Origin of the sequence: Amycolatopsis oliviviridis (assembly GCF_014654365.1) — a bacterium.
In the GTDB taxonomy this organism is placed as follows: Bacteria; Actinomycetota; Actinomycetes; order Mycobacteriales; family Pseudonocardiaceae; genus Amycolatopsis; species Amycolatopsis oliviviridis.
In genome coordinates this window covers 1,698,776-1,723,238 of the sequence record NZ_BNAY01000001.1, presented here as the reverse complement: position 1 = coordinate 1,723,238, position 24,463 = coordinate 1,698,776, and the positions used below count along the sequence as shown (strand labels likewise).

Genomic DNA, 24,463 nt, shown 5'->3' with positions numbered 1-24,463 from the left:
GGGTAACCAGAGGGAATCACCTCACCAGCCAGCGCAGGTGCGACGGAAGCCTCCTTCGCGTCTTCTCGGCGGTGGGTGGCAATCGCGACGCCGTGCCATGGCGGATAACGGGCAGCCCTGCTAGCCGGAAAGGCGGCATTCCGGCTCTGTGAGCCCGCCACCGCAGACGGTGACCCGGCCAGGGCCCATGCTGGTGAGTGAACTCCCCCTATTCGGCGGTGCCGTGCCCGGAATTCGGGGACCCCCACAGCTCAAGAAGTAGCTTCCGGACCAAGGTCTGGCTCTGGCAGGAAGGACCCGGCGCCTCATGGAGGAACAGACACAGCAGCGCACCACCAGCTCGGTCCGGCTGCGGTTCGTGCTCGGCCAGCGGACGGCCGAACTGGCGTTGCCGGCCGAAGTTCCGCTGGCCGATCTGCTGCCCGCGATCCTCCTTCAGTTCGGTGCGGAGACGATCGAAGAGGGAGCGGAGCACGAAGGCTGGGTCCTGCAACGGCTGGGGGAGGAGCCGCTCGACGAGGACCGCTCGCCGGGGCAGCTGAACCTGCTGGACGGCGAAAGCGTCTATCTGGCGCCCCGCGCCGACCAGCTCGCCGCGATCGACTACGACGATCTCGTCGACGGCGTCGGCGACCGGGTGCGGGAGCATCCCGGCAAGCTGACGCCCACTGGCGTGCGGCGGATGTTCGAAGCGGGCGCGCTGGTGCTGCTGCTGTCCGGCTTGTATCTCTTGCCCGGCGCGGGGGCGCCCGCGGTCCAGGCGCAGTTCGTCGGTGGCTCCGCCATCCTTCTGCTTCTGGTGTCCGCGTTGGTCGCGCGCGGTTCCGGCAGCTCCCGCGCGGCGATAATCCTGGTGGGCGGCGGCGTCTGTTACGCCGTACTTTCGGCTTGGCTGATCGTCGGCGTATTGGCGCCGACGGCACCGCTGATGGTCCAGATCACGGCCGCCGGAGCGGGTGGGTTGATCGCCCTGACCGTCGGACTGGTGGCTGTCGCCGACGCGGCGCTCCTGTTCGCCGGCGGGATCATCTTTTGCCTCACCCTGGCGATCGCCGGCCTGTTCGGATCCATCGTCTCGGTCAGTGCCGCGCAGGCCGCCGGAGTCGGCCTCGCCGTCTCGCTCGTCATGGGGGTGTTCGTCGGACCGACGGCGTTCCGCTTGTCGGGCTTGAGCCTGCCGATGCTGCCGACCGGCGCGGACGAGCTGAGCGAGGACATCGATCCCGTGCCGTTCGAGACGGTGGTGGATCGCGGCGCCGCGGTCGTCGGCTATTCGACCGCGCTGCACGCCGGCCTCGGCCTGGCGCAGGTGGTGCTGATGCTGCTGCTCGTGGCCGAGGCCGACACCTGGTCGATGGTGCTCGCCCTGGTCGCGGCCGTCCTGCTCGCCCTGCGTTCGCGCCACCCCAGCGGGACGATCGCGCGGTGGTCGATGCTGGTCCCGGCGGCGGTGGCCGTCGGTGCCGATGTCACGCACGTCGCCGCCGGACTCTCGCCGACCGGGCGCCTGCTGCTCGTGGTCCCGCTCGTCCTGCTCGGAACCGGCCTGCTCCTGGTGGCCGCGGAGAGGCTGCCGGGCCTTCGGCTTCGTCCTTACTGGGGCAGGGCCGCGGAGATCTTCGAAACGATCACCGCGATCGCGATCCTCCCGATCCTGTTGCAGGTGCTGCACGTCTACGCCGCCGTACGGACCATGGTGAGCTGATGAAGTCACGCAAGGACCAGGTTCAGGCGTACTTCTTCGTCGTCGGCAGGCTGACCGCGGCGGTCGCCCACGGCGACGCCGATGCCATCCAGGCACCGGGGCGGCGCATGATCACCGGCACCATCTTCGGGATCATGATCGCGGTGCTGCTGGCGGCGATCTTCGGTATCTACGGGCTTTTCGTGCCGAGTACTGACAACTCCTGGCGGCAGGCGGGGACCATCGTCCTCGACGAGGACAGCGGTGCCCGTTACCTCTATCTGGACGGCCAGTTGCGCCCGGTGCTCAACTACTCGTCCGCGCGCCTGCTGGCACCGAAGGCCGAAGGGAAGATGGTCGCCGTCTCCCCGGCTTCGCTGAAGGGGACGCCGGTCGGCCAGCCGGTCGGCATCTCGGGCGCACCCGACGCCCTGCCCACGTCGGCGGAACTCGACACCGGCGCTTGGACCGTCTGCACGGGCTCCGATGTGGACAGTGATGCCCCCGGCGTCGTCACCGTCCTCATCGGACGGCCCCCCGAGGGTGGGCTCACCGACCGGCAAGGGTTCCTGGTGACCGGGCCGAACGGATCGGTCTATCTCGTCTGGAACGGCTCCCGGCTGCGGATCACCGACCCCGCGGTGCTGGTCTCCCTCGGGTACGGCAACGCCGAACCCTCGCCGGTGTCCGCCGCCTGGCTGAACCCGATCCCGCAGGGACCGGATCTGTCCGTACCGGCGGTACCCGGCCTCGGCGGGCGGGGCCCGGTCATCGCGGGCAGGCAGAGCCTCATCGGCCAGGTCTACGAAGTGCGCAACACCGCGCTCGGGACCGAGCAGCTCTATGTCGTCCGTGACGACGGCGCCGCCGCGGTGAACCGTACGGTGGCAGCGCTGCTACTGGCCGCGCCCTCGACGGCGAAGAGCTACCCCGACGGACCCGTCGAACCGATCCGGATCGGGGTCGGTGAGATGGCCGGCGTCCCGGCGTCGGGAACGGTCTTGGGCACCGGACTGCCGGAAGCACCGCCCGAACTGGTCGGTGATTCACCGGAGACCCAGCGCTGCATGCGTTACGGCACCGGAAGCGCGGACCCGCCGGTGGCGGAATCGCTGCCTTCGGCGAGCGTCCGCGCCGCGTCGGCGCCCTCCGCCACGCACGAGGTGGGCGCGGCCGCCGGCCGGGTCGGTGTCCCGGCGGGCCGGGGAGTGCTGGTCGCCCCCAAGGCGGTGCCCGGCGCGGCACCTGGTCCGCCTTCACTGGTGACACCGCTGGGAATGCGGTATCCGCTGGCAGGTCAAGACGAAATCGCGGCGCTGGGCTATCAGAACGTGGCGCCCGTGGCGGTTCCGCAGGAGCTTTTGGACCTTTTCCCGGCCGGACCGCTGCTGAGTACGTCGGCCGCGTCGGCGACCGCGGCGTCCTGACCGGGGCCGCTCGTAAGGGGACCTCCTCCGACTGGCCAAGGTGGAGCGAATTCTCCCGACAACGCGGAATCCCCGACCTAATCTTCGAATATGGCCGACGCCGAGGATCGCGATCGGCGGCCGGACCAAGACAAGACCTGACCGCAGGAGGAATCTCAAATGCCGAAAACGACACAGCTCGACCCGGCGGAAATCGACGCACAGGCCACCCGGCACGAGGCCACTTCCGACAACATCATCCAGCAGCTCAACCAGCTGAAGTCGCAGGTGGACGCGACGCTGGCCGGAAGCAACAGCGCGGCCACCAAGGCCCTGTCCACGACCTGCGACAACTGGATCGAGGGGCTGAAGCGCACCATCCTGGCCAACCTCACCGAAATGGCGGGCTACATCCGCAAGGAGTCGCAGGGACAGGACGCGCAGGACCAGGCCGCCGGCCAGGAGATCGCGCGGCTCCCGATGGAGACCAGCAGCTTCCTCGGCGCCTGACCCGTACTCGACCGACTCTCCATTTCTCTGAAAGGGCAATAAATTGATTACCTACGACTACGAAGTCATCGACCAGTGCCTGACGATGATGAAGAACAAGGCCACCGAGATCGAGGGGCAGACGACCGATCTCGAAAACGACGTCAAGCGCATCATGGTGGGCTGGCAGGGAACCACGGCCGACGCGTACGACGCCAAGTGCCAGGGGCTGAGGGGAAACCTCATCACCAGCCGAGAGCAGCTGGACTCCCTTCGCGTCGCGCTGCAGGCGGGTGCGGAGGGAATGCGGGACCAGGACGCGCGAGGCGCGCGCGGTCTCTGATGCCGGCGCGGCCGTTCCGGTGGTGCGTCCTCCAGCGGACGCACCACCGGAAGGCCCGATCTCATCCTCTCCCTGAAAGGAGCTGATCATGAGCACCAACTTCGACACCGAGGCGATCAAGGTCTCGGCCGAGAAGATCGGCAAGATCATGGACGACATGAGCGCTTTCCAGGCGCTCAAGGCGCAGTGGCCGAACGCCGGCAAGTTCGAGACCGCCGTCTGGCTGGAACACATCATCGACGACCGCCGCAACGGCATCGTCGCCCACGGCGAGCACCTCCAGACCGTTCTGCACGACCTCCGAGCGACCTTGATCTCCATCGCCGACGGCTTCAAGAACACCGACGACGACAACGCCAAGTCGATCCTGCAGAGCATTCAGGGCCTCGAGGCGAAGATCTCCGGCGAGATCGCCCAGTTCGACCAGCAGACCGAAGCCGCACAGCAGAACACCGCCGGACAAGCCACGCCCGACGACGGGGACGGCTACAACGATCCGGCGCAAAGCCAATCCGTGTGACCCTCGCCGCAGCCCGCCTCGCTTCCGACCGGTCAGCTGCCACCGCCTGAAGGAATTCCAGCCATGTCCGATGCACCCGCCGCACCCGCGTCTGCGCTCGACGGAGCGAAATTCACTCAGTCGGCTCCCGCTTTCGACCCGAAGCAGTACGGCAACCTCACCGAGATCACCAAGGCCGTTCACGATCTCACGCACAACGCCGACGACGCGCACGCCGACCTGTCCCACTCGTCGGCGGCCGAGCAGTTCTATGAGCTGGAAACCTCGGTGAACACGGCGGTGCAGCGCATCGGTGAGATCAACGAGGCGATGGCCACCGAACTGAAGGCCTTGCGGGACAGTCTCGTCGGTGAGGCGGGCGACGCGCTCCAGTCCTACGGCACGGCGATCCTCAAGCAGAGCGAAGACCTCTACAGCGCCCTCAACGGTGGCCAGTACGGCGCGGCGATCGGGAACGTCGGGCACGCCATCCAGGCCTTCGCCGCGGGCTGGTGGCAGATCCAGTCCCAAATGGACAAGGAACAGAACTCCGCCAAGGAGATCCTGGAGAACGAGGCCTCGCGGTACATCCAGGAAGCCACCACGCAGCAGCAGGTCGACTCGGTGCAGCCGTGGCTGAAAAAAGAGCTCGACAGCATGTACGACCAAGCAGCCGAAGAACGTCTCAAGCGCCTGCAGGAAGCCGTCGGCGCGCTGGCGAACCAGTACAACAACCGCGGGAACGACCTCGCCCCGATCCAGATCGTCAACGGCCTCGCCGACCCCGGCGCGGCGGCCGACGTGGCCCGGCAACAACAAGAGGCGTTGTCCCCTGCCAAGGGCACGGATCAGCTGGCGGCCGGGGGAGAGGTCGACCGCACCCAAGACCCGTTGTCGGAGCTGAAACCGGCCACCGAAGGTGCCGTCGCGACGGATCCCGCCCAAGCGGAAGAGGCCCAGGCGGCGGCCGAACAGGCCGCGGGCGGGGCAGGGACCGGCGGAGCGGGTTCGGCGACGGATCCCGCGCTGGAACAGGCCAAGCAGCAGGCGGCGGATGCCGCCGGCGCGCTCACCGACGCGGCTGTGCCCGCGACAGAAGGCGCGACAGAAGGCGCGGCGGCCGGAGAGGGGGCGGCCGCACCCAGCGAGGCGAGCACCGCTCAGCCCGCGACCGATCCCGCGGCCGATCAGGCACTCCAGGACGCGAAGCAGGCAGCCAACGACGCCATCAACGGCCTCACCTCCCCGCCGGGCGGAGACACCGCCGGCGCCGGAACCGACGGCAGCGCCGGGACTGGTGGCGGTGCCACCCCGGGCTCCGAAGGCAGCGGTGTTGTGCCGGCGGGAGGCGTCGGAGTGCCTTCGGCGCAACAGCAAGCGCAATCGGCCGCCGACGCCAAGCGGAAGCAGGCGCTGGACGACGCGAAGAAGGCCGCGAACGACGCCATCGAAGGTCTCACCGGGCAACCCGCGACCGAATCCGGTGGACCCGCCGGTGGCGGTGCCGGATCCGGTGGTGATCCGGCCAGTGCGGCGAAGGACGCGGCCGGACAGGCGATCGACGATCTCGCGAGCAGCTCGCCTGATCAGCAGCAGGCTCTCGACCAGGCCAAACAGGCCGCACAGCAGGCCATCGACGACCTCACCGGCCAGGGGGTCACCGATCCCGCGGCGCTGGGCCAGGGCGCGAGCGACGCCATCGACAAGATGGCGCAGCAGACGCAGGACCCCGCGACGCAGGAAGCCCTCGCCAACGCCAAGCAGGCCGCGCTGGACGCCATCAACGGTGACTCCGCCGCGGACACCCCGCGTCAAGAAGCCTTGGACAGCGCCAAGAACGCGGTGCACCAGGCGATCGACGGGCTCGAACAGCCCGACTCCACGCCCGAGGAGAAGCAGGCGTTCGCCGACGCGAAGGCCGCCGTGGACAAGGCGATCGACGGTCTCTCCGGCTCCGATCCGCTGGCGGACTTCCTCGGTGGCGACCAGGCGGCGGCCCAGGCGGCCTCGGCGCCGGCTCCGCTGGGCAGTGGTATCGACGCAGGAGCCCTCGACGTCGGCGGTTCGGGCGGCTCGGGTGGCGGTGTCGGTGGTTCCGGCGGCAGCGCCGGGGGTTCCGCCGCGCTTCCCACAGCGGCCGGCTCCGCCGCGCTGGGCCAGTTCGACACGCAACCCGCGCGAGGAGCGGCGGTGCCCGCCGCGGCGGTGCCGACGGTCTCGGGAATGCCCGCCCTCGACCCCAACCTCGCCCAGGGCGGGATGCCGATGGGCGGAATGCCCATGGGCGGTGCGCCGATGGGCGGCGGGATGGGCGCCGGGGCCAACGGCGAGCAGAAGGAACGCGAGCCGCAGATCTGGCTGCAGGCCGAAGAAGGCTCGTGGGGCGATGGCGACAAGGACGGACCGCGACACCGTCCGGTGCTGGGCAGGGACTGAGCCATGACCCAGCCCGCGCCTCCTGTCGACGACCCGGCCCTGGCCGGTCTCAACTTCGAGCAGCTCGCCCAGCTCGTCGAAGGACAGAATCCGGACGCGCTGTACCAGCAGGCGGCCGCCTTCGACAGCGCGCTCATGCGGTATCACGACATCTTCGCGGAGATCGTGCGAGAGAGCAGGCAGGTGAGCGAGCTGTGGGACGGCCAGATCGCCGAAGCCTTCGACTCCTTCGCCGCCGAGCTGACCGGTGGCGTCGACAAGATGGTCCAGACCATGGAGAGTCCCGGTCACGGTGTGCTGTTACGTCGTGCCGGTGACGCGCTCACCGTGGCGCAGCAGCGTTTCCGGGAGCTGCGGGCACAACCCGGGCACGAGGCGGACAACCGGCCCGCCCTGCAGATCGTCCACGACCTTTCGGCCGCGTACCAGGAGGCCGGCGGGGCCATGCCGCTACCGCCGGAGTTCGTGCGGCGCCTGCCCGGGGCCACGGCGGACGCGCAAGGTGTCCGGGGCGGCGGCGCCGCGGCGGGTGGCGCGTCGCCCGTTCTCGCGACGGCCGACCCCGCCGCGAGCGCGGACGCCGCCGGGCACGGACAAAGCGACTGGGCGGCCGCCGGAGCCGGCCACGCTTTCGGCGTCGCCGGAGCGATGATGGGCTCGGCGGTCCCTGGAGGCGGCAGCAGTACCACGATGGGCGCCGTCGGGGGAGGAGTCGGCGGGTACACCGGCCATGGACCTCCGGTGCTGGGCCGGTCCGCGCCGATGGCGGCCCAGGCCGCACACCAGCCCGTCGGCAGGGCCGACACCGCCCGGGGCCCGATGGGCGGCGGTCTGGTCGGCGCGCTGGGCCGTGGCCGCCCGGACAAGAAACGCGAGCGGGAGCGGCAGACGTTCGCCGTGCAGCAGGAAGACGCGACGGCGACAGCGGGAACGGTCGAAGACGCGCGGCAGCGGGCGGCGGGCGTCAGCACGACTTCGTCGGTTCCCGACGGTGTCGACGCGAAGTCATCGGCGCCGTCGGAATCCGGAATCGTGATTCCGGCGGTGGCCACCGCCGCCTCGCCCGCACCGGCGAGCGCGCCCGCTGTCGCGACCGCGTCGGCGGGCAGCACGGCTTCGACGGGCACACCGGTCCCAGGACCGTCCCAGCCGTCGGCGGTCGCATCCGTTCCGGGGTCGTCCGGTAGCGGCGGGACCGCCGCGCCTCTGTCGCTTTCTTCCGGAAGTTCGACGATCTCGTCGGTCCCGACCGCCCCCGCGGGCGGCGGAACTCCGGCCGTGCCCCCGGTCAGCAGGCTCGACGCGACCCTGCCGGTGACACCCGTGCCCCCGCCCGCCGGTACACCCGCCCCGGCGGCCACCGGACACGGCGCGCCGATGATGCCGATGGGGATGATGGGCCGCGGGATGGGCGCCGAATCCGGGGCCGAGGCCCGGGATCCGGACATCCCGGTCGGTGCCGCGCCCGAGGTCTGGGACTCCGGTGCGGGAGCGGCGGTGCTGGGACGTCGTCCCAAGGAAGAGGTCCCACCCGCCCTGGATGACGGTGCGGGTACGAACGAATTCACGCCGGGCTGGCTTTCCTCCGGCCGCATCGATGGACGAAAGAGCTGAACGACATGAGCGATTGGGCTTCACTGGGCGATTCGGAACGCGCGCTGGAAAAAGCGATGGCCGATCTGAACGCCGAACGCGAAAAACTCACCGAGCTGAGCCGCGTGTGGAAAGAAGAGCGTACGACCATCAAGGCGAAGGACCAGTCGCTGTCGATGACCTTCGACGGTCGAGGCGACCTGGTGGAACTCGTCTTCAACGAATCGAAGTACCGCGCGATGCCGCCGGCTCAGCTGGCCAGCGTCATTCTCGAGACCTTGCGAAACGGGCGCGCGAAAAGCCTGGAACGCATGAACGAGATCATGGGCGTCGGCGGTTCGCAGGACGGTATCGACCTCGCGGCATTCGCCACGGGAGAGCTCGATGCCGAGAAGATCATGGAATCCCTGATGGGACCGATGTACGAGAAAATGGACGAATTCGGTGTCGAAATGCCCGGACGGCGGGAAACGCCGCGGCGTGAGGAGTGACGATGGCTGACCAATTCCGGCTCGACCCGGAGGCACTGGAGCGGGTGAACGGCGACCTCGCCGCGGCCACCGCGCGATTCAAGGAGGCCCTGCGCGAGCTGGGCGGCAAACTCGCCGAGCACTACGGCTGCTGGGGCGAGGACGAGGCGGGCAAGGCGTTCGCGAAGAACTACGTCCAGACCGCGCAGGAGACCAATTCGGGCGCCCACCAGACCGCCGACGGTGTGGAGAGCACCTGCGGGAGCCTGCGCGACGCGTCGAAGCAGTTCGTGGGCCTCGACGAGGAGAACGCCCGCGCGCTCGACAAGAGCATGGGCGAGCAGTTCTCCCAGAACAAATAGCGCGTCGAAGCGAGTACGGGCCGCTCCGCCGATCCGTTGGCGGAGCGGCCCTTCCAGGTCTCGGTGCGCGGAGGCCGGGCGGTCCGAGGGGGAGCGCCCGGCCCCCAGGCACCGAGACCGTTCACGGGGGAAAGTCCCCATTCGGGCTAGTGCGTGCCCTGCGGTCGGGTGGCGGTGGGCGGCACATGGTCCTCTGAGAGTGAATCGGTCTCGGTATCTCGGTGAAAGGAAGTGGTGAGGGTGGTCGTGGGCGAGGAGACGATGACCGTGGAGCCCGAGTCGGAGCAGTGGCTGCTGTTGCTGGATCCGGCGTGGAGCCCGTCGGAGGAGGGGCAGGAGCCGCCGGTCGAGGCGGTGGTGGGCATGTGGCCGGTACTGGAGGAGAACCGGGTGGGGAAGTTCCGGGGCAATCCGGAGTACCGGCCGACGGACGAGAACTCGCCCGCGGATCCCTTGGACGCGGTGTTGCGGCTGATGATCGAAGGATCGGCGGAGACCGAGCAGCTGCAGGCGATGTTGTGCGGGACCCTGATGGACGTGGCGATGAACGGCGACGGCCGTCCGCTGGTGATGAAGTCGCCGGACGACGTCCGGTGCGTGGTGGTGGCGACGGCGGGCTCGTACCGGGACCTGGTCGTGTCGCCGAGCTGGTTGCGGACGGATCTGGCGGGGCTCATCGAGCTGCTGGAGGATCAGTACGACGTGCTGTTCAACTCGGGCGGGCCGGCCTCGGTGCGGCTGACCGGGGATTTCCTGCGGATGACCGGTGAGCTGTCGGAGGAGGAGCTGGAGGAGATCCAGCAGGCCTTCCGGGACCGGGCCCAGGTGCAGGTGGTGTCGAGCGATGCCGAGACCCCGGCCGAGACCGAACCGGCGGCGGAGTCCGAGACCGAGGACGTTCCGGTGACCGTGACTTCGGCGGGCCCGGAGACCCCGGTGGCCGAAGCCGAACCGGTGGCGGAACCCGGGACCGCGGCCGAAACCGGTGGCCGAGGGGCGTAGACCGGGCCGGAACGGACGACACACGTGATCAGAGGGACGACACCTGTCCCGTCCGTCTGATCACGCGTGTCGTCCGTCTGATCACGAGTGTCGTCCATTCCGTCACGCGAGACCGCCACCCACGGACACGGCCGACCGGATCACGAAGCCCGCCTCGACCCGATACGCCACGTTTGCCTCACCTCAATAAGACTCGGCCTGCCCCGTGGAAGCGTCAGCTTTGACAGGCGCGCAGACCGGTGGTGAATTCGCCGTTCGGATCCGCCGGGCGCCCGCCACGCAGCGCGGTACGGGTGGCGCGGAGGGCCAGAGGCACCATGGAGTCCGTCTGGAGTGAGGCCGCGTCCGGAATCCCGAATCCGAGAAGCCGCGAAGGCGCCGTAAGGCCGGGAGGTGCGGTGGGGCACGGCTTGCGCCGCCTGCTCGCCGCCGACTGACGCCCGGCGCGCGACCGGGACTGATCGGCCGCCGTCTTTCCAGTGAGCCGCCGGACGGGGATCTCGGTCCCGAGCGCGTCGAGCACGGCCGAGCGCACCGACGGCCGCGAGAACGCGAGCTTGGTGCCCGCTTCGATGAGCAGACCGGCTTCCATCGCCTCGGCGAGCGCCGGGACGATGTGTGACGCCGCCTTTCCCATCGCCGCGGCCACCGAGCCGAAGTCGAATTCCTGGCCGGCGATCGCGGCCTGGCGCAGCAGCTCCCGCGTCTCGACGGCGAGCCCTTGGACCAGGCGGACGACCGCCGTGGAATCGGGTTCGGCCGGTTCGGGGAGCGTCGTCCCCGGTGCTACCTCGGCGACCCCGTCGACGACGGTCAGCGCCGGACCCGCCAGCAGGGCTTCGGCCAGTTCACGAAGCCTGCGCGGGTTGCCCGCCGCTCCGGCGGCGAGCCGTCGCAGTGAGGCGCCCGCCGGTGCGCCGACGAGCTCGCCGACGAGGTCGTTCACCTCGGTTTCCGGCAGTGCAGACACCCGGATCACGTCGTCGATACGGTGCGCCACCGTCTCTCGCAGCCGGGCGACCGCGTCCCGCTGTGGGGCGGGCCGGGTGACGGCGAAGGTCAGCAGGGGCAGCCGTCGGCTGGCCGCGGCCAGCCGGTGCCACAGTCGCAACGTGGCTTCGTCGGCCTGGTGGAAGTCGTCGAGGACCACCACGAGCCGCGCTTCGGCGCACAGCTCATCGACGCGGTCCAGGAGACGCTCCACCGCGGCTTCCGGCGGCAGGTCCTCCGTAGTGGTCCCCAGCGCGCGTGCGACGGCCTGGAGCGGTCGCGGGGCGCCGGCTTCGCCCAAACTCGCCCAGGCCAGGTGACAGGGAAGCCCGTCGAGTTCGTCCAGGCCGGTGGACAGCAGTTCCGTCTTGCCGATCCCGGCCTCGCCTTCCAGCCAGGCGGCCGCCCCGTGGCCGTCCCGCAGAACGCCGACCAGACGGTGCAGGGAGGCGATCTCGGCACGACGTCCGTGCAGGCGGGTCGTCCTCGCAGTGGGTTCCGGCCACACGCGTACCAGGGACGGGGCCTGTCGTTCCTGCTCGCGGGCCAGATGGACGGGTTCACCGTCGAGGATGTGGTGGTAAGCCCACATCAACTCGTCCCCAGGGTGCACGCCGAGCTCCGTACGGAGGGTGTGGCGGGCCTGGTGGAAGGTCTCCAGGGCTTCGCTGGTGCGGCCACCGCGGTGCAGGGCGATCATCAGCGAGCGCCACAACGGCTCGCGAAGCGGATGTGCCCGCACGGCGGCGGTCAGCTCGGGGACGAGGTCCGCGTAGGAGCTCGTCTCCACGGCGGCGGCAGCGCGTTCTTCGACGACGGTCAGCCGCCGATCGGCCAGCCGCTCGCGGTGCGCCTCGGCGAAGGGGCCGGGCAGGCCGGCGAGCGCCTCACCCCGCCACAGGGCGAGTGCTTCGTCGAACTTCGCGACCGCGGCCACCGGATCCCCGCCACGCGCCGCCGTCCGGCCCGCTTCGAGCGCCTTCTCGAACTCGTCGGCGTCGAGTGATCCTGACGCCAGCCGGTACCCCTGAGGGCCGGACACCAGCGGTCCGTCGGTGGACCAGCGGGCGCGCCCCGGGTCGAGCACCCGGCGGAGTCCCGAAACGTAGGTGTGCACGCTCCCGGCCGCGCTGGCGGGCGCGTTCTCGCCCCAGATGCCGTAGATCAGCTCCGACCGGCTGATGGGCCGGACGGTGGCCTGAAGTGCCAGAACGGCGAACACGGCCTGTTGCCGCGCCGGTCCGAGATCCAGCTCGTGGTCGCCTCGACGGACCCGCAGAGGGCCGAGGAGGTCTACGCGCAGGGAGTGCTCGGTCATGGCTGGATCCGGGTCTCGAGGGCGGCGGGGCGGAGGAGGTCCATATCGAGCTGCATGGCGGCCTCCTCCTGGGTCGATCGGTCTCCGTTCGCGGGCTACCGGGCCCGGGCCGGGAGAACATCCGATGGGACTTTTTACCTCGTGAGGGGCTTGCCGAGGGGGTACGAGAAGCCGCGGGGGCCGAACTGTGTGGTCGAACCACAGGGTTTGAGCCGCAGGGGTGTCCTGAGCAGGCGCGCGACTGGGTGACCCCGGCCTGGTCGTACCGGCCCTGGCCTGCGGTTTTGCCAGTCCGGAGCGGTGATTCGCGCCGGACTTGCGCGGTCACCCGTTCCGGCTGTGGGGTGACCCGGCGCGGCTGTCGTGCCTTAGCACGCGACGAGTTCCCGCGAAAGCGTTGCGATGAAATGTTCCGGAGAACTCTATGAACACAATTCGACGTAAGTGCTGCACGTGCATTCGCATCGTCGTCGCCGGATATTGGTGGGGGTTTCCCCTACCGCATTCCCCTGACCGTTTCGAGTGAATGCGGCCGTTCAGTAGAGTCGCCCGGTCCGACTCCGGACAACGGCGATATGGCGCGGCTGTCGTCGAGCGTGCGTGCTTGTTTTTCCTTGCTGGTGCGTATGTGCCCGCCGTGGAGAAATGGTTCTTCGGCCCCTGCTGCGTGGAACCTCAAGAAAATGTCCGTCCTGTTTTGATGATGATTGGATTTTGATGGATCCGGCTGTGCAGGAAAAGAGCAAGGAAGAGTATTCGAAATCCCTCGGCAATCGCCATGTCCAGATGATCGCGATCGGGGGTGCGATCGGCGTCGGGCTGTTCCTCGGCGCGGGCGGGCGGCTGGCCCAGGCCGGGCCGGCGCTGATCCTGTCCTACGCCGTGTGCGGTATCGCGGCCTACTTCGTGATGCGTGCCCTCGGCGAGCTGGTGCTGCACAACCCGTCCTCCGGGAGCTTCGTCACCTACGCGCGGCGGTTCATCGGGCCTTGGGCCGGTTTCGCCGCGGGCTGGATGTACTGGCTGAACTGGGCGATGACGGGTATCGCGGAGATCACGGCGGTGGCGATCTACGTCCACAAGTGGTTGCCGGACGTACCGCAGTGGGTCACCGCGCTGATCGCCCTCGGGGTGCTGCTCGGGGTCAACATGCTGTCGGTGCGGCTGTTCGGCGAGCTCGAATTCTGGTTCTCGGTCATCAAGGTGCTCGCCATCGTCGTCTTCCTCGCGGTCGGCGCGGGCCTGGTGCTCTCGGCCGCGCAGGTCGGTGACACCACGGCCGGTGTGCACAACCTGACCGGGCACGGGGGCTTCTTCCCGAGCGGGATCGGCATCACGTTGATGACCCTCCAGGCGGTCGTCTTCGCGTACGCGGCGATCGAGGTCGTCGGCATCACGGCCGGGGAGACCAAGAACCCGGAGAAGGTGCTGCCGAAGGCGATCAACGGTGTGGTCTGGCGGATCGCGATCTTCTACGTCGGTTCGGTGGTCCTGCTCGCCATGCTGCTGCCGTGGTCGGCATACCGGGGCGGCGAAAGCCCGTTCGTGACCGTGTTCACCCTGCTCGGTATCCCGGGGATCGGCGACGTGATGAACGCGGTGGTGCTGACCGCGGCGTTGTCGAGCTGCAACTCGGGGCTCTATTCGACCGGGCGCATCCTGCGGGCGCTGGCGGAAAAGGGCGAAGCGCCGGCCTTCGTCGGGCGGATGAACAAGCGCCAGGTGCCGTTCGGCGGCATCCTGTTCACCGCCGGGGCCTACCTGCTCGGCGTGGGCCTCAACTACCTGGTGCCCACCGAGGCGTTCGACATCGCCGTCGCCGTCTCGTCGATCGGTGTCGTGAGTACCTGGGCCACCCTGCTCATCTGCCAGATGCGGTTGCGCAAGGCCGTGCTCGCGGGGGAGATCGAACAACCGTCGTATCGCATGCCCGGCGCACCGTATACGGGTTGGCTGACACTCGGCTTCCTGGGACTCGTACTGGTGTTGATGGGCTTCTCGACCGGTCCGGAGAAGATCGCCTTCTATTCCATCCCGGTGGTCGTGGTGGTGCTCGCCGTGGGCTGGCGGCTGGTGTCGCGCAACCGCGTGGTCGCCGGACGGGCGCCGACGCGATCCCGATGAAGTGGGCCGGGGTGCCGGAGTTCCCGTCGGCACCCCGGTTTCATCGTGGCGCTCGCACCAGCGGGTCGGAAGGCGGGATCAGGCGTCGAAGCCGGCGCAGGGCGCGGTGGACGGCGACCCGGACCGAGCCCGGTGTGGAATCCAGCCGCTCCGCTGCTTCGATGGCGGAAAGCCCTTCGAAGACCCTGAGCCACACGGCGCTGCGCTGATTGTCGGAAAGGTAGCGGAGCAGGCCGTGCAGCCGGGCAAGGAACTCCTCGGTGAGGAGATGGTCCTCCGGAGACGGTCCGGGCTGCGGCCGCTCGGGCGGCGTGGCGACCGGTTTCGCCCGGTCGCGCTGGTGCCGCCGCCGGGCGTCGACGACCTTGTACTCGGCGATGCGGTAGACGTAGCCCAGGAACGACGTGCCCTGATCGTGGAACCGGGGCAACGCGGTGAGCAGGGCCATCGCCGTCTCCTGGGCCACGTCGTCGGCGGTGCACATCCGATAGGTGTCCGGGCCGAGCCGGATCCGGCAGTACGCAAGGATCTTCGGGTACACGAGGCGCAGCAGCTCGTTCACGGCCTGCCCCGTCCGGGCCCCCCGTTCCGGCCGTGACAAATCCAGCCGGGCCTCCCGCGCCAGGCGGAGCAATTCGGCGTTCGTGCCGTTCGCGGGCGCGTCGATACAGGACATGGTCATCGGATGCTCCGTCCGGCCGGGCCCGGGATGGGCACCGCGAACGGACGTTCGCGTGCGTTCCGGTTCTCTCGTTCCGCCATGATGCGAAGCCGCACAAAGCGCGTCGAGCGCCGGGACGAGACGTAGGGGTTTCCCGCACGGACCGCCGAAGTGAAGGATTGTCATCCGATCGAGTGATCCGCCGCCGGGCGCGTTTCTTGTAGCCGTCTCTGACAGCGGGATACTGTCACCCGGTGACCGACCTCGACCTGCGGCTGGTGCGATACGCCGTCGCACTGGCCGAAGAACTGCACTTCGGGCGCGCGGCGAACCGGCTGCTCATCGCCCAGCAGACGCTGTCCGCCCAGATCGGCCAGCTGGAACAGCGGCTCGGCGTGGTCCTGTTCATCCGCGACCGCCGGCATGTCGAAGTGACCGACGCGGGCGCGGTCTTCGTGGAACGTGGACGCAGGCTGCTCGCCGACGCCGAGGACCTCGTCACGGCGCTCGGGCGCACGGCACTGCCGCTGCGGATCGACGTGATCACCGAAGGCCTGGTGACCAACGCGATCGCACAGGTACTTCGCGAACGGCTGTCCGGGCAGCCTCTTGAGGTCCTTCAGGGACAAGGGCTCGCGGGAGCGCTCCCCGACCTCGCGCAGGGCAGGCTCGACATGGCTTTCGGGCGGGTGAACTGGCCGGGAATGGTGCTGCCGAAGTCGATCCAGCACGAATTGGTGCGCCTGGAGCCGCACGGTCTGGTCGTGCCGGAGGGCCACCCGCTGGAAGGCCGCGCGGAACTCCGGATGCGGGAATTGCAGGCGCATCCGTTGCTGCTCCACACCTCCGATCGCGCGCTCGACTGGCACAACTGGAACGTGGAGCTCGCCGAAGAGTTCGGCCTGACCCACGCCGAGAAGCTGCATGGCCACGGACGCAGCGCCGCGAACGCGGCGATCCTGGCCTACGGTCTGCCCGCCATCGCTCCGCTGACCGCACCGGTGCCCGACGGTGTCGTCGTGATCCCGGTGGTCGACCCCGTCCCGCTGTACCCGTTCTCGCTGCTGTGGCGGCCGGATCGGGCGGACGGCGCGATCACCCGCGCGGTGCAGGTCGTTCGCGACGCCGCCACCGAACTGGGCTGGCTCATCCCGCCGTGGGAATCCTGGTGGCTTCCGTCGACTGATCGCGAGTACGTCGAGACGGTGCTGCGCGGCCGTCACTGATCGACCCTCCGTTCGTGATCAGCGGAGGATTTCCCTCCGAAGGACACTTCCGCCGCCACACGGCCCTTGTGCCGGCCGTCACCGGGGGAACCTCAGCCGAGGAACGAGTCCGGAGGAGACGGTCGTGGTCCAGTACGACGTTGCGGCGATGGAAGCGGCGAGCAAGCGGCTGGCCGCGCTCAGGGACGAGCTGGACCGGGCGCGCACCCTGCTGGGGGACGGCGCCGGCGCGAGCAATCCGTTCGGCGGGCTCGGCTCGGGCGACGGCGCGCACGCGTCGGTCTCCGGGTTCCACGCCGGCGTGCACGGGGAGTTCGGGCACGCCATCGAGCACCTGGACCGCTCGGCTGCCAAGTTGCGGCAGACCGCCCGGGAGGCCCAGGGCGTCGACACGGACAACGCACGGGTCGTGCACCATGCCACCGGTGCGGCCTCAGCGGATCCTGTACCGGCTTCACCGCCGCGAGACACCCCCGAGGTCGGCAACGCCTGGCTGGACGAGATCCGATGACCGCGCCGATGCCACCCGAATGGGGTGCGGTCGAGGAGAAAGCCGCGAAGTTCGAAGCCCTCGAACCGGAGCGCGTCGAGGAAACGGCGAGAAGTTTCCGGCAGGCCGCCGAACGACTCGATGGCCACGCAAGCGGGCTTCACGCCGCCGTCACCGGACTACGTGAAGGTGCCTGGAGCGGGCAGACCGCCGAGGGTTTCTACGGCTATGTGGACGAACTCGCCGGTGCCGGCGGCCGGCTCCGCAGCAGCCTCGGTTCGGTCGCCGACGATCTCTCGGCGCTCCGGGAGCGGCTCGGTGGCATCCGGACCTCGGCGGGGGAGCGGGTCGAAGCGGCCCGGCGGGAGATCCGGCAGATCGACGGCGAAGCGGCCGCGGCGGTGGCCAAAGCCGAGGCGCGGCAGGACGCCGTCAACCGGCAGGTCGTCGGTGCGGTGCCGCCGGAGAAGCCGCCCACCACGATTCTGGCCGAAGCCGCCGAGCGTGCGGCCACGGCGGCCCGCGCCGCGGGCGAAGACCTCGACCGGCTCGCCACCGAGGCGGACACGGCGATCGGGCAATCACGTGAGGTGATGAGCCGACACACCGGCGGAACCTTCTCCGCGGTGGGGAAGCCCGTCGTCGGCACCTCGCGCAAGGGCGCCGCGCCGAGCACGAGCGGTGGTGGGGCAGGCGGAGGTGGGGCGAGCGCGCCCGCGACGACGAGCGGAGGCCCGCCCGCCACGATGCCGCCGGGCGACGTCCACCAGTGGATCCTGGAAGCCATCAAGGAACTCCAAGCCGCCGGCGTACCGGTGTCCGAAGCGGATATCGCGAACATCTGGGCGATCATCCAGCACGAATCGAGCGGGAACCCCAACGCGATCAATCTCTGGGATTCCAACGCGGCGGCGGGACATCCGTCGAAGGGGCTCATGCAGTGCATCGACCCGACGTTCGAGGCGCACAAACTTCCGGGACACGACGACATCTACAACCCGGTGGACAACATCATCGCGGGCGTGCGGTACGCGCTCGACCGCTACGGTTCGATCGGCGAGGTGCCCGGCCTGCAGGCGATGGCGGCAGGCGGTGCCTACCGGGGCTACTGACCGGAACCCGTAGACGGCCGGCGAACGCGAAAGTGGACAGGGTCCGGGTCCGGGACGCGTTCGCCGACCGTCGTGGTCGTCTGCGGCGCTCGGACACCTAGGATCACCGTAACTCCGCCGACAGACCAACCGTAGGGCTGGCAGCTCGGTCAGAGGGAAACCGGTGATCTTTCGGACAATGGGAGTGCCCTCACGGCACCGGCGGCCGCTTCCACCGGACACGGCCCTCTGACGCCACGCGCTGGTGATGTTGTGAAAGCCGCTTTCGCAACCTTGAGTGTTGTGAAAGTGGCTTTCACAACACTCCGACCTACGCCGCAGTCGCCTTCGCCCCGCGCCTCCGATCACGGGACCGCGTAGGGAAAACCGGCGGGCCTGCCGTCTTCCAGCGGGATGACTTTGCGCGGATCCTGTCCGTACTCCAAAAAAGCGCAGATCGGCAGCGCCGCCGCTCCGATCCGGGCGGTGGCCGCGGTGGCCAGGCCCGCCTCGATCGTCGTGGGCCCGAGCGCGCGTTCGGCGAGATTCTCGCGTAGTTCGTCGAGATGCCGTTCGCTCAGCGCGCGGCCGAACCAGCCGGTGAGGACGACGCGCTCGGGCTGCAGAAGATTTGTCATTCCGGCGATGGAAGCGCCGAGATAACCGACGGTCTCGCGGGCGAGTTCCGGATGGGGAGCCGTCAGGAGACGGCGGCCCGCCTTGGAACCCGGCTTCGGTGTGCCGCCGGAGAATTGACGGTGGCGTTCGAGCACTCCGTCCGCCCCGATGTAGGTCTCCGCGCATCCGCGCGCACCGCACCGGCAAGGCCGTCCGTCGTAGACCAAGGTCGTGTGGCCCCAATCGCCGGACCACTCGATCCGCCGCTCCTCGACCAGGACGACATGTGCCTCGGCTTCGAGCACCACGACCGCTGTGCGGCCGGCCTTGCCCGCCGCGCCCAGCCAGCCTTCGGCGCGTGCCAGCGATCGCACCCGGTTGTCGCCGAGGACGATGCGCAGGCCGCTGCGGCCGGCCAATTCGGTCGCCAGCTCCGTGCCGGCGGGTACGCCGATCGGGCCGGGCACGGCGACTCCGGCGCCGATGATGGCTCCGCGTGTCGTCTTCGCCGCGCGTTCGACCGACCGTAACCCGGCGATGATCCGCTGGGAAAGCGCGCCGACGTCCGACAGGCTGCCGGGAGCGCGGAAATGCGAAACCGCTTGCTGTCGCAGAGCGAAATCGTAGAGACCTATTTGGACATTGTCCTCGGTCACGTCGACGCCGACCACCGAACCGTAGTCGGGATTCACCTCGACCAGGATTCGCGGCCGTCCTCCTCGTGAGTCGGCGGCTCCGACCGTCCGGATCACCCGGTTCGAAAGTAACTCGGTGACCACCCGGCTCACCACCGAGCAGCTCAGGCCGGTCGCGTCACTGAGCTCCACCCGGCTCGACGGACCTTCGTGGTACAGGGTGGTCAGCACCGAAGATCGATTATAACGGCGCATTTCCCGGCCGGCTTCGCCGCGCATGGAGTCACTTTCCTCCCCGTTGACCCTCGAAAATCGACTTCACCATTCGGTTTCCGCCGAAGGCAATATTGTTTGCTTTTTCGGATAAACTGGCTGCCCGTTCGTGGCGGTTCGTCACCCGGTTGCTTGTTGAACGCTGTTCGGGAGCAGTGTTGACTGCCTGTCAATAAAATGCGTATTCGGGATACGCTGGGTGCTGTTTTACGACACGGATTTCGAGGAAGGTGAAGTCCAAGTATTACTACTGGGAAGTATTCACTGCCGGAATCCTGTCCGAACGGGCGGTCCCGCTGACCCTGGAGGCCGGTCGCGGGATGCCGGGGCGCTCTCGTGTTAGCTTGCGGAGAGGGTATCTCCGGTGGGCGGAAGGGATCGCATGCCCCAAAGTCGTCGAAACCGGAAGCGTGGCAAGTCCGCCGCGCGCGGCTCTTTGCGCCGGAAGGCCACGCCGGTCGTGGATTCGGTGGTCCGCACCTCCGTGCGCGAAGCCGCGCCGTCCGAGCGGGACTCGCCGTTCGCCTCGATCGTGGGCAGCGCCGCGCACCAGGCCCGGCACGAGGACGCGGTGACCCGGCTGGTCAACGTGTTCCGGAAGAAGTCCGGCCTTCCGCCGTTCGAGACCGACGAACGGCTGCGGACGGCCGCGCGCCGGCACAGCAAGGACATGGCCCGCAGGAACTTCTGTGCGCATGTCGCGCCCGACGGCAGCACGCCGGCCGACCGGATGCGTGCGGCCGGATATCCCCATCCGGGCGGGGAGAACGTCGCTCGCGGTCAGGTCGACCCGCGAACGGTCGTCCAGGCTTGGCTCGACAGTCCCGGGCATCGGGCGAATCTGGCCAACCCTCAATTCACCACTATCGGCGTAGGTGTCTATTTCCTGGCCGACGCGGGGCCGTACTGGACCCAGAATTTCGGTTACTGAGAGCCGCCCTTTTGTCGGCTGTTTCCCGTGTTCGTCCCTACGGATGGCACTTACCCTCTCCGAACCGGGCGGGAAGTGGGAATATCCGAGTATGAACAACCTTCCTGAGAAAAGCGCTCGGTCGGCCTTCATCGGGCGCTGTCGTGTTCCGAAGCGCCCGCCCGATCGGGCCGTACTCGTCGACGCTCTCCGCAAGAGCCCGCTGACGCCCGCGGTGTTCATCACCGGAATCGAGCACCGCGCCGCCGCGGCGATCGTGCACGCGGCCCTGCCCTCGGTGACGCACACCCGGCGCAGCATCCATTGGCTGCTCGACGAGCACCTGTTCGTCGACGAGGCGACGAACACCGGTGTCCGGGTCCTCACTCATTGGGACGAGCATTCGCAGTGTCCCCGGATGGAAGTCGCGGAGATCGGGGATCGTTTGCTGTGGCAGCGCCTCGTCATCACCTTCGCCGACTGGGAACGCGCGGGACGTCCGGTGCCCGAAGAGACACTGCCCAGCGCTTGATCCGGTCCGGAGGGAGAGGGGGACGGCTCACCGCGCTTTCGGGTGAGCCGTGCCGCGCTGAGGGCTGGACGTGCGGGAAGGAAGGTTCGCGTTCCGGGATCCGGTGACGACGCCGAGGAGCCGACGACGATGAGGGGTGCATCGTCGTCGGCTCCTCGGGTTCCGGCAGGCCCGTGCGATGGGGCGCGAATCGGCCTGCACTGCCCCGGTCAAGGCCGGGAGTCCTCGGTGACCGAGAACTGTTGTGACCACTGCCCGCTCCGGGCGGGGGATGGGTGAAAACGAAGCGTGCCGCGGTCTTCTTCTTTTCGGTGACGGGATCGGCGGGGGAACCGATCGGGTGTCACAACGAAGACTTTATCCGCGCTCGGTGGTGCGGAAAAGGGAAATAAGGGCATTGTCGTTGGACATCGACGGCATTCGTGAAAAGTGAGCGGATTTCGCATTTCATTCTTGTGGTTATTCGCCGATGATTTCAGGAGTTGCGGGCTCGGCGACTCGGACATAGGATGATCGGTGATTTGGCGAGTGCCTGAAGAGTCGATCGGGTCGAAAGGGCATGTCTCGCCGAATTTCGTGCTGTCTCCTTGACTGCGCGCTCCGCCTAATTAGAATTCGGCGGAGCATGAACGAGAATAATTCACCTTCGCTGCCCCTTGTCCGTGTGAGATCCTACTTCGGGCCGCCACTCAAGCAGGCAGACCGGGTTCCGGAGGTTCCCAGGGACGCGCGATTCCGCGCCGTGGTGGTGGACCCTCATCCTCGAAGACGGCGCGCGTACGCCGGCCGGTTACGGAGGATGGGGGCCGAGCGCGTCGTCGAAGGCAGTACGCCCCGCGGTTTCCGTGCGGGGAAGACCGCGGCGAGCAGGACCCATGTCGCTGTCCTGTACGCGGGCGGCGACGCGCGCGCCATGGTCGATCAGGTGGGTGACCTGCACCGGCGGGGAGCGGAGAGGGTGCTCGTGGTCGCCGGTTCGCGTGACCCCGGTCTCGCCGTGGCGGCGCTCCGCGCCGATGCCGTCGGCTACCTGGCCGATTCGCCGGACTCGGCGACCCGGATCGCGGCGCGCAAGTCACCTTCGGCGGACGAGAGACGCGTCGTCGCAGAGTACGCCGTGCAGAAGGCGGTTCTCTCGGAACGTGAGATCGAGATTCTGTGCCTGGTGGCCGACGGACGGACGAACCAGGAGATCGGCACCGAACTCCTGGTCTCGCCGAACACCGTCAAGGGACATCTCGCGCATATGGCGCGGAAACTGCAGACCGGGGACCGGACCCGGATGGTGCTGCTGGCCCTGCGCGCCGGCGTGATCAGCTGAGGCCGTTGCGGTCACGCCACACCCGCCGCCGATATGCGGCGTTCCGGCGGTTCGGCCGGGAGAGTGCCGAAAAGACCCCCGCGGCCAGAGGAAGCCAGCGTTCTTGCGGCGAAGGCTCACGTAGCCAGCGAACCGCTCCGCGGGTACCGACCGTCGGCGGTAGCAGGACCTTGCTCAGCGGACGGTGGAACAGCACGTTCTCGGGAAGATCCTGGTCCGGGATGACGAAGTCGCTCGCGTCGACGAGCGCGTGCACCCGGAACGGCGCGCCCGGGGTCAGGATCAGCGGTCCGCGCGGAACGGCGTCCCGCGCCGAGAAGAGATGCTGGTTCTTGGTGTGGAAGGGAACGGAGAACGCGGCTATTCCCCCGGTCAGCACCAAGGCCAGGGAACGTTCGCCGATTTCGACGTCCCAGGCGAAAGCGCCGCGATAGAACTCGGCCGCCGCCTGTAGCCGCGGCGAGGTCTCGGGAGCGGCCGTCACCGCGCCACGTCCGGGATCGTCCTGGCGAAGGCGCCGACGACCGCGCCGCCGACCACGAGGTGCATGATCATGAGGCCGGTGACGTTGACTGCGGTCGCGCCGTCGTTCAGAAGGAGCAGGTCGGGGATCCACGACAGGACCAGAACGACCGGGACGACCACCCGCGGCGCCCGTGGCGCGAAGCGCGCGAGCAGGCTCAAGCCGAGGGACCCGACGAGGAAACCCACCACCGTGGCCGGCAGGTACTCGGTGGGGTCGAGCCCGACCGTGGCCGGTCCCTCGTCCAGGGACCCCGCGACGAGCGCGATGACCATGTTGACGGTCAGTGCCGCGATCAGGGCCAAAATGATCCGCAGCGCGGGAGGGCGGGTGGGGTGAATGGTGCGCATCGTGATTCCTTTCCCCGGCAGAGTGCCGCGCTTGTCGATGGTCGCCGGAAAAGGCCGTCCGATACCAGAGAACTTCGGGCATGATCCGCGCACGGAAACGCCCAGTGTGCGATCGTCCGTGCCTCGGCGGAGCGATTGAGGTCGAATGAAGACAGTGCGGCGATCCTGGTCGGATGAACCGAGAAGTGGATTCAGGAACGCCGGACGACCTTTCGGTCCGGCACGTGACGCACCGGCACGAGATCGTTTTCGGGCGGCTGCTGCCCGACGGGTCGGAGCTGCCGGAGAGCTGCGAACTGAGGTACGACACCAGCGATCCGTTCGCCGTCGTGGTGCGGTTCCTGCGCGATACGGCGATCGAGGCGGAATGGCTCTTCTCAAGGGAACTTCTGTCCGCGGGAATACTCACGCCATCGGGTGAGGGAGACGTGCGGATCGGTCCGGATCCGGACGGTGCCAGGCGGGTGATGGTGACCTTGATGGCGACTGAAGGCTCGGCCACCTTCACCGTCCGGCTGGGCGAACTGGTCGAGTTCCTCGATTGCAGCCATGCCCTGGTGGCTCCCGGCGAGGAATGGCGCTGGTTCGATCTCGACCGTGAGCTGAGCCACCTGGTCGGTGGCGGAGAACGGGAGAGCTGAGGGCTTTGGATACCGGTCCTCACAGCGTGATTCCCGGGCCATGGAGCCGAGGTTCTCGGTTCGGCCGGCGGCTGTTCGGGCAGGGGCCTTGGCCGGAAGGACAACCGGCACGGCCAGTCGGCTCATCGCGCGTTAGCGTCAGCGCGAACCGGCGGGAGATCGGGCCCCACCACCGCCGGCATCCGGGCTGGGGGCCGTTCAGCCCCCCGGACAGTCCCCAGCCCGCTAGGTGGGAAGACTTCCGTGACGGCGCGTTCCGTCAGAATGCTTCAGCCGGCCGCTTCGGCGGTCGGCTTCTTTCGTTTCCGGTGCGGTTTTCGACAGGGTCGTGAGTGGTGGCGTATTCAAGCGTGAGGCGCCGCGCTCCGGTGTCCATAGGGGACACTCAAAGCCGAACGCGTGTCCGAGTGATGCCTTTATGTGCAGTTGCGCGTGGGGTCGTGAGTGGTAAAGAGGGTTCTAACCCTCTTTACCAC

At 68.7% G+C, this 24,463-nt stretch carries 23 protein-coding genes; 18 read left to right on the top strand and 5 right to left on the bottom strand.

Features of this window, described 5'->3' with window-relative positions:
• Positions 1 to 307: 307 nt before the first annotated feature.
• The 10 genes from eccD (at position 308) to IE302_RS07440 (ending at position 10,284) form a co-directional block, all read left to right on the top strand.
• A complete protein-coding gene (gene eccD, locus IE302_RS07485; RefSeq protein ID WP_191252971.1) occupies positions 308 to 1,705 on the top strand; it encodes a type VII secretion integral membrane protein EccD in 1,398 nt (465 codons plus the stop codon).
• A complete protein-coding gene (gene eccB, locus IE302_RS07480; protein WP_191252969.1) occupies positions 1,705 to 3,111 on the top strand; it encodes a type VII secretion protein EccB in 1,407 nt (468 codons plus the stop codon). The genes eccD and eccB overlap by 1 nt, the downstream gene beginning before the upstream one ends.
• Before the next feature lie 159 nt (positions 3,112 to 3,270).
• Positions 3,271 to 3,600 (top strand): hypothetical protein, encoded by a 330-nt coding sequence (locus tag IE302_RS07475; protein ID WP_191252967.1) that lies wholly within the window; start codon positions 3,271 to 3,273, stop codon positions 3,598 to 3,600.
• Positions 3,601 to 3,643: 43 nt separating this feature from the next.
• Positions 3,644 to 3,922, top strand: a complete 279-nt coding sequence (locus IE302_RS07470) for a WXG100 family type VII secretion target (protein WP_125695329.1) — start codon at positions 3,644 to 3,646, stop codon at positions 3,920 to 3,922.
• A gap of 88 nt (positions 3,923 to 4,010) precedes the next feature.
• Positions 4,011 to 4,442 (top strand): hypothetical protein, encoded by a 432-nt coding sequence (locus IE302_RS07465; protein WP_191252965.1) that lies wholly within the window; start codon positions 4,011 to 4,013, stop codon positions 4,440 to 4,442.
• Positions 4,443 to 4,505: 63 nt separating this feature from the next.
• Entirely contained in the window at positions 4,506 to 6,857 is a 2,352-nt protein-coding gene (locus IE302_RS07460) for a hypothetical protein (RefSeq protein ID WP_191252964.1), read from the top strand.
• A 3-nt stretch (positions 6,858 to 6,860) separates the two neighbouring features.
• On the top strand, positions 6,861 to 8,471 hold the full coding sequence (locus IE302_RS07455) for a WXG100 family type VII secretion target (protein ID WP_191252962.1): 1,611 nt from the start codon (positions 6,861 to 6,863) through the stop codon (positions 8,469 to 8,471).
• A 56-nt stretch (positions 8,472 to 8,527) separates the two neighbouring features.
• The gene (locus IE302_RS07450) at positions 8,528 to 8,941 is read left to right on the top strand and encodes a YbaB/EbfC family nucleoid-associated protein (RefSeq protein WP_191252960.1); all 414 of its coding nucleotides are present in this window, start codon (positions 8,528 to 8,530) and stop codon (positions 8,939 to 8,941) included.
• Between the two features lie 2 nt (positions 8,942 to 8,943).
• Positions 8,944 to 9,282, top strand: a complete 339-nt coding sequence (locus IE302_RS07445) for a WXG100 family type VII secretion target (protein ID WP_093935474.1) — start codon at positions 8,944 to 8,946, stop codon at positions 9,280 to 9,282.
• Between the two features lie 234 nt (positions 9,283 to 9,516).
• A complete protein-coding gene (locus IE302_RS07440; RefSeq protein WP_229907639.1) occupies positions 9,517 to 10,284 on the top strand; it encodes a type VII secretion system-associated protein in 768 nt (255 codons plus the stop codon).
• Positions 10,285 to 10,498: 214 nt separating this feature from the next.
• On the opposite strand, the gene IE302_RS07435 is transcribed toward IE302_RS07440, so the two are convergent.
• Complete coding sequence (locus IE302_RS07435; RefSeq protein WP_191252958.1) at positions 10,499 to 12,592, bottom strand: ATP-binding protein; 2,094 nt, start codon at positions 12,590 to 12,592, stop codon at positions 10,499 to 10,501.
• 786 nt (positions 12,593 to 13,378) lie between these two features.
• On the opposite strand from IE302_RS07435, the gene IE302_RS07430 reads away from it, so the two are divergent.
• Complete coding sequence (locus IE302_RS07430; RefSeq protein ID WP_444541934.1) at positions 13,379 to 14,716, top strand: amino acid permease; 1,338 nt, start codon at positions 13,379 to 13,381, stop codon at positions 14,714 to 14,716.
• Between the two features lie 40 nt (positions 14,717 to 14,756).
• Here the strand turns inward: IE302_RS07430 and IE302_RS07425 are convergent, their stop codons facing one another.
• Positions 14,757 to 15,398 carry a sigma-70 family RNA polymerase sigma factor gene (locus tag IE302_RS07425; RefSeq protein WP_229907638.1) on the bottom strand — a complete coding sequence of 214 codons (642 nt, stop codon included), beginning with the start codon at positions 15,396 to 15,398 and terminating at the stop codon, positions 14,757 to 14,759.
• Positions 15,399 to 15,631: 233 nt separating this feature from the next.
• On the opposite strand from IE302_RS07425, the gene IE302_RS07420 reads away from it, so the two are divergent.
• The 3 genes from IE302_RS07420 (at position 15,632) to IE302_RS07410 (ending at position 18,205) form a co-directional block, all read left to right on the top strand.
• On the top strand, positions 15,632 to 16,603 hold the full coding sequence (locus IE302_RS07420) for a LysR family transcriptional regulator (protein WP_191252954.1): 972 nt from the start codon (positions 15,632 to 15,634) through the stop codon (positions 16,601 to 16,603).
• A 124-nt stretch (positions 16,604 to 16,727) separates the two neighbouring features.
• The gene (locus IE302_RS07415) at positions 16,728 to 17,114 is read left to right on the top strand and encodes a WXG100 family type VII secretion target (protein ID WP_191252952.1); all 387 of its coding nucleotides are present in this window, start codon (positions 16,728 to 16,730) and stop codon (positions 17,112 to 17,114) included.
• Positions 17,111 to 18,205, top strand: a complete 1,095-nt coding sequence (locus tag IE302_RS07410; protein WP_191252950.1) for a transglycosylase SLT domain-containing protein — start codon at positions 17,111 to 17,113, stop codon at positions 18,203 to 18,205. Before IE302_RS07415 ends, IE302_RS07410 begins: the two co-directional genes overlap by 4 nt.
• 344 nt (positions 18,206 to 18,549) lie before the next feature.
• On the opposite strand, the gene IE302_RS07405 is transcribed toward IE302_RS07410, so the two are convergent.
• Positions 18,550 to 19,716 (bottom strand): ROK family transcriptional regulator, encoded by a 1,167-nt coding sequence (locus IE302_RS07405; RefSeq protein ID WP_191252946.1) that lies wholly within the window; start codon positions 19,714 to 19,716, stop codon positions 18,550 to 18,552.
• Positions 19,717 to 20,092: 376 nt separating this feature from the next.
• Between IE302_RS07405 and IE302_RS07400 the strand changes: the two genes are divergently transcribed.
• The 3 genes from IE302_RS07400 to IE302_RS07390 all read left to right on the top strand — a co-directional run bounded on the left by IE302_RS07400 (position 20,093) and on the right by IE302_RS07390 (position 22,473).
• On the top strand, positions 20,093 to 20,641 hold the full coding sequence (locus tag IE302_RS07400; protein ID WP_191252945.1) for a CAP domain-containing protein: 549 nt from the start codon (positions 20,093 to 20,095) through the stop codon (positions 20,639 to 20,641).
• A gap of 91 nt (positions 20,642 to 20,732) precedes the next feature.
• Positions 20,733 to 21,152 (top strand): hypothetical protein, encoded by a 420-nt coding sequence (locus tag IE302_RS07395; protein WP_191252944.1) that lies wholly within the window; start codon positions 20,733 to 20,735, stop codon positions 21,150 to 21,152.
• A gap of 799 nt (positions 21,153 to 21,951) precedes the next feature.
• Positions 21,952 to 22,473 (top strand): LuxR C-terminal-related transcriptional regulator, encoded by a 522-nt coding sequence (locus IE302_RS07390; protein WP_229907637.1) that lies wholly within the window; start codon positions 21,952 to 21,954, stop codon positions 22,471 to 22,473.
• Here IE302_RS07390 and IE302_RS07385 read toward each other — a convergent pair.
• Both IE302_RS07385 and IE302_RS07380 read right to left on the bottom strand, forming a co-directional pair.
• The gene (locus tag IE302_RS07385) at positions 22,466 to 22,957 is read right to left on the bottom strand and encodes a hypothetical protein (RefSeq protein WP_191252940.1); all 492 of its coding nucleotides are present in this window, start codon (positions 22,955 to 22,957) and stop codon (positions 22,466 to 22,468) included. The genes IE302_RS07390 and IE302_RS07385 overlap by 8 nt on opposite strands.
• Complete coding sequence (locus tag IE302_RS07380; RefSeq protein WP_191252939.1) at positions 22,954 to 23,346, bottom strand: DUF6069 family protein; 393 nt, start codon at positions 23,344 to 23,346, stop codon at positions 22,954 to 22,956. Before IE302_RS07380 ends, IE302_RS07385 begins: the two co-directional genes overlap by 4 nt.
• A gap of 173 nt (positions 23,347 to 23,519) precedes the next feature.
• Between IE302_RS07380 and IE302_RS07375 the strand changes: the two genes are divergently transcribed.
• Positions 23,520 to 23,987 (top strand): SsgA family sporulation/cell division regulator, encoded by a 468-nt coding sequence (locus tag IE302_RS07375; RefSeq protein ID WP_191252937.1) that lies wholly within the window; start codon positions 23,520 to 23,522, stop codon positions 23,985 to 23,987.
• Positions 23,988 to 24,463: the final 476 nt, after the last annotated feature.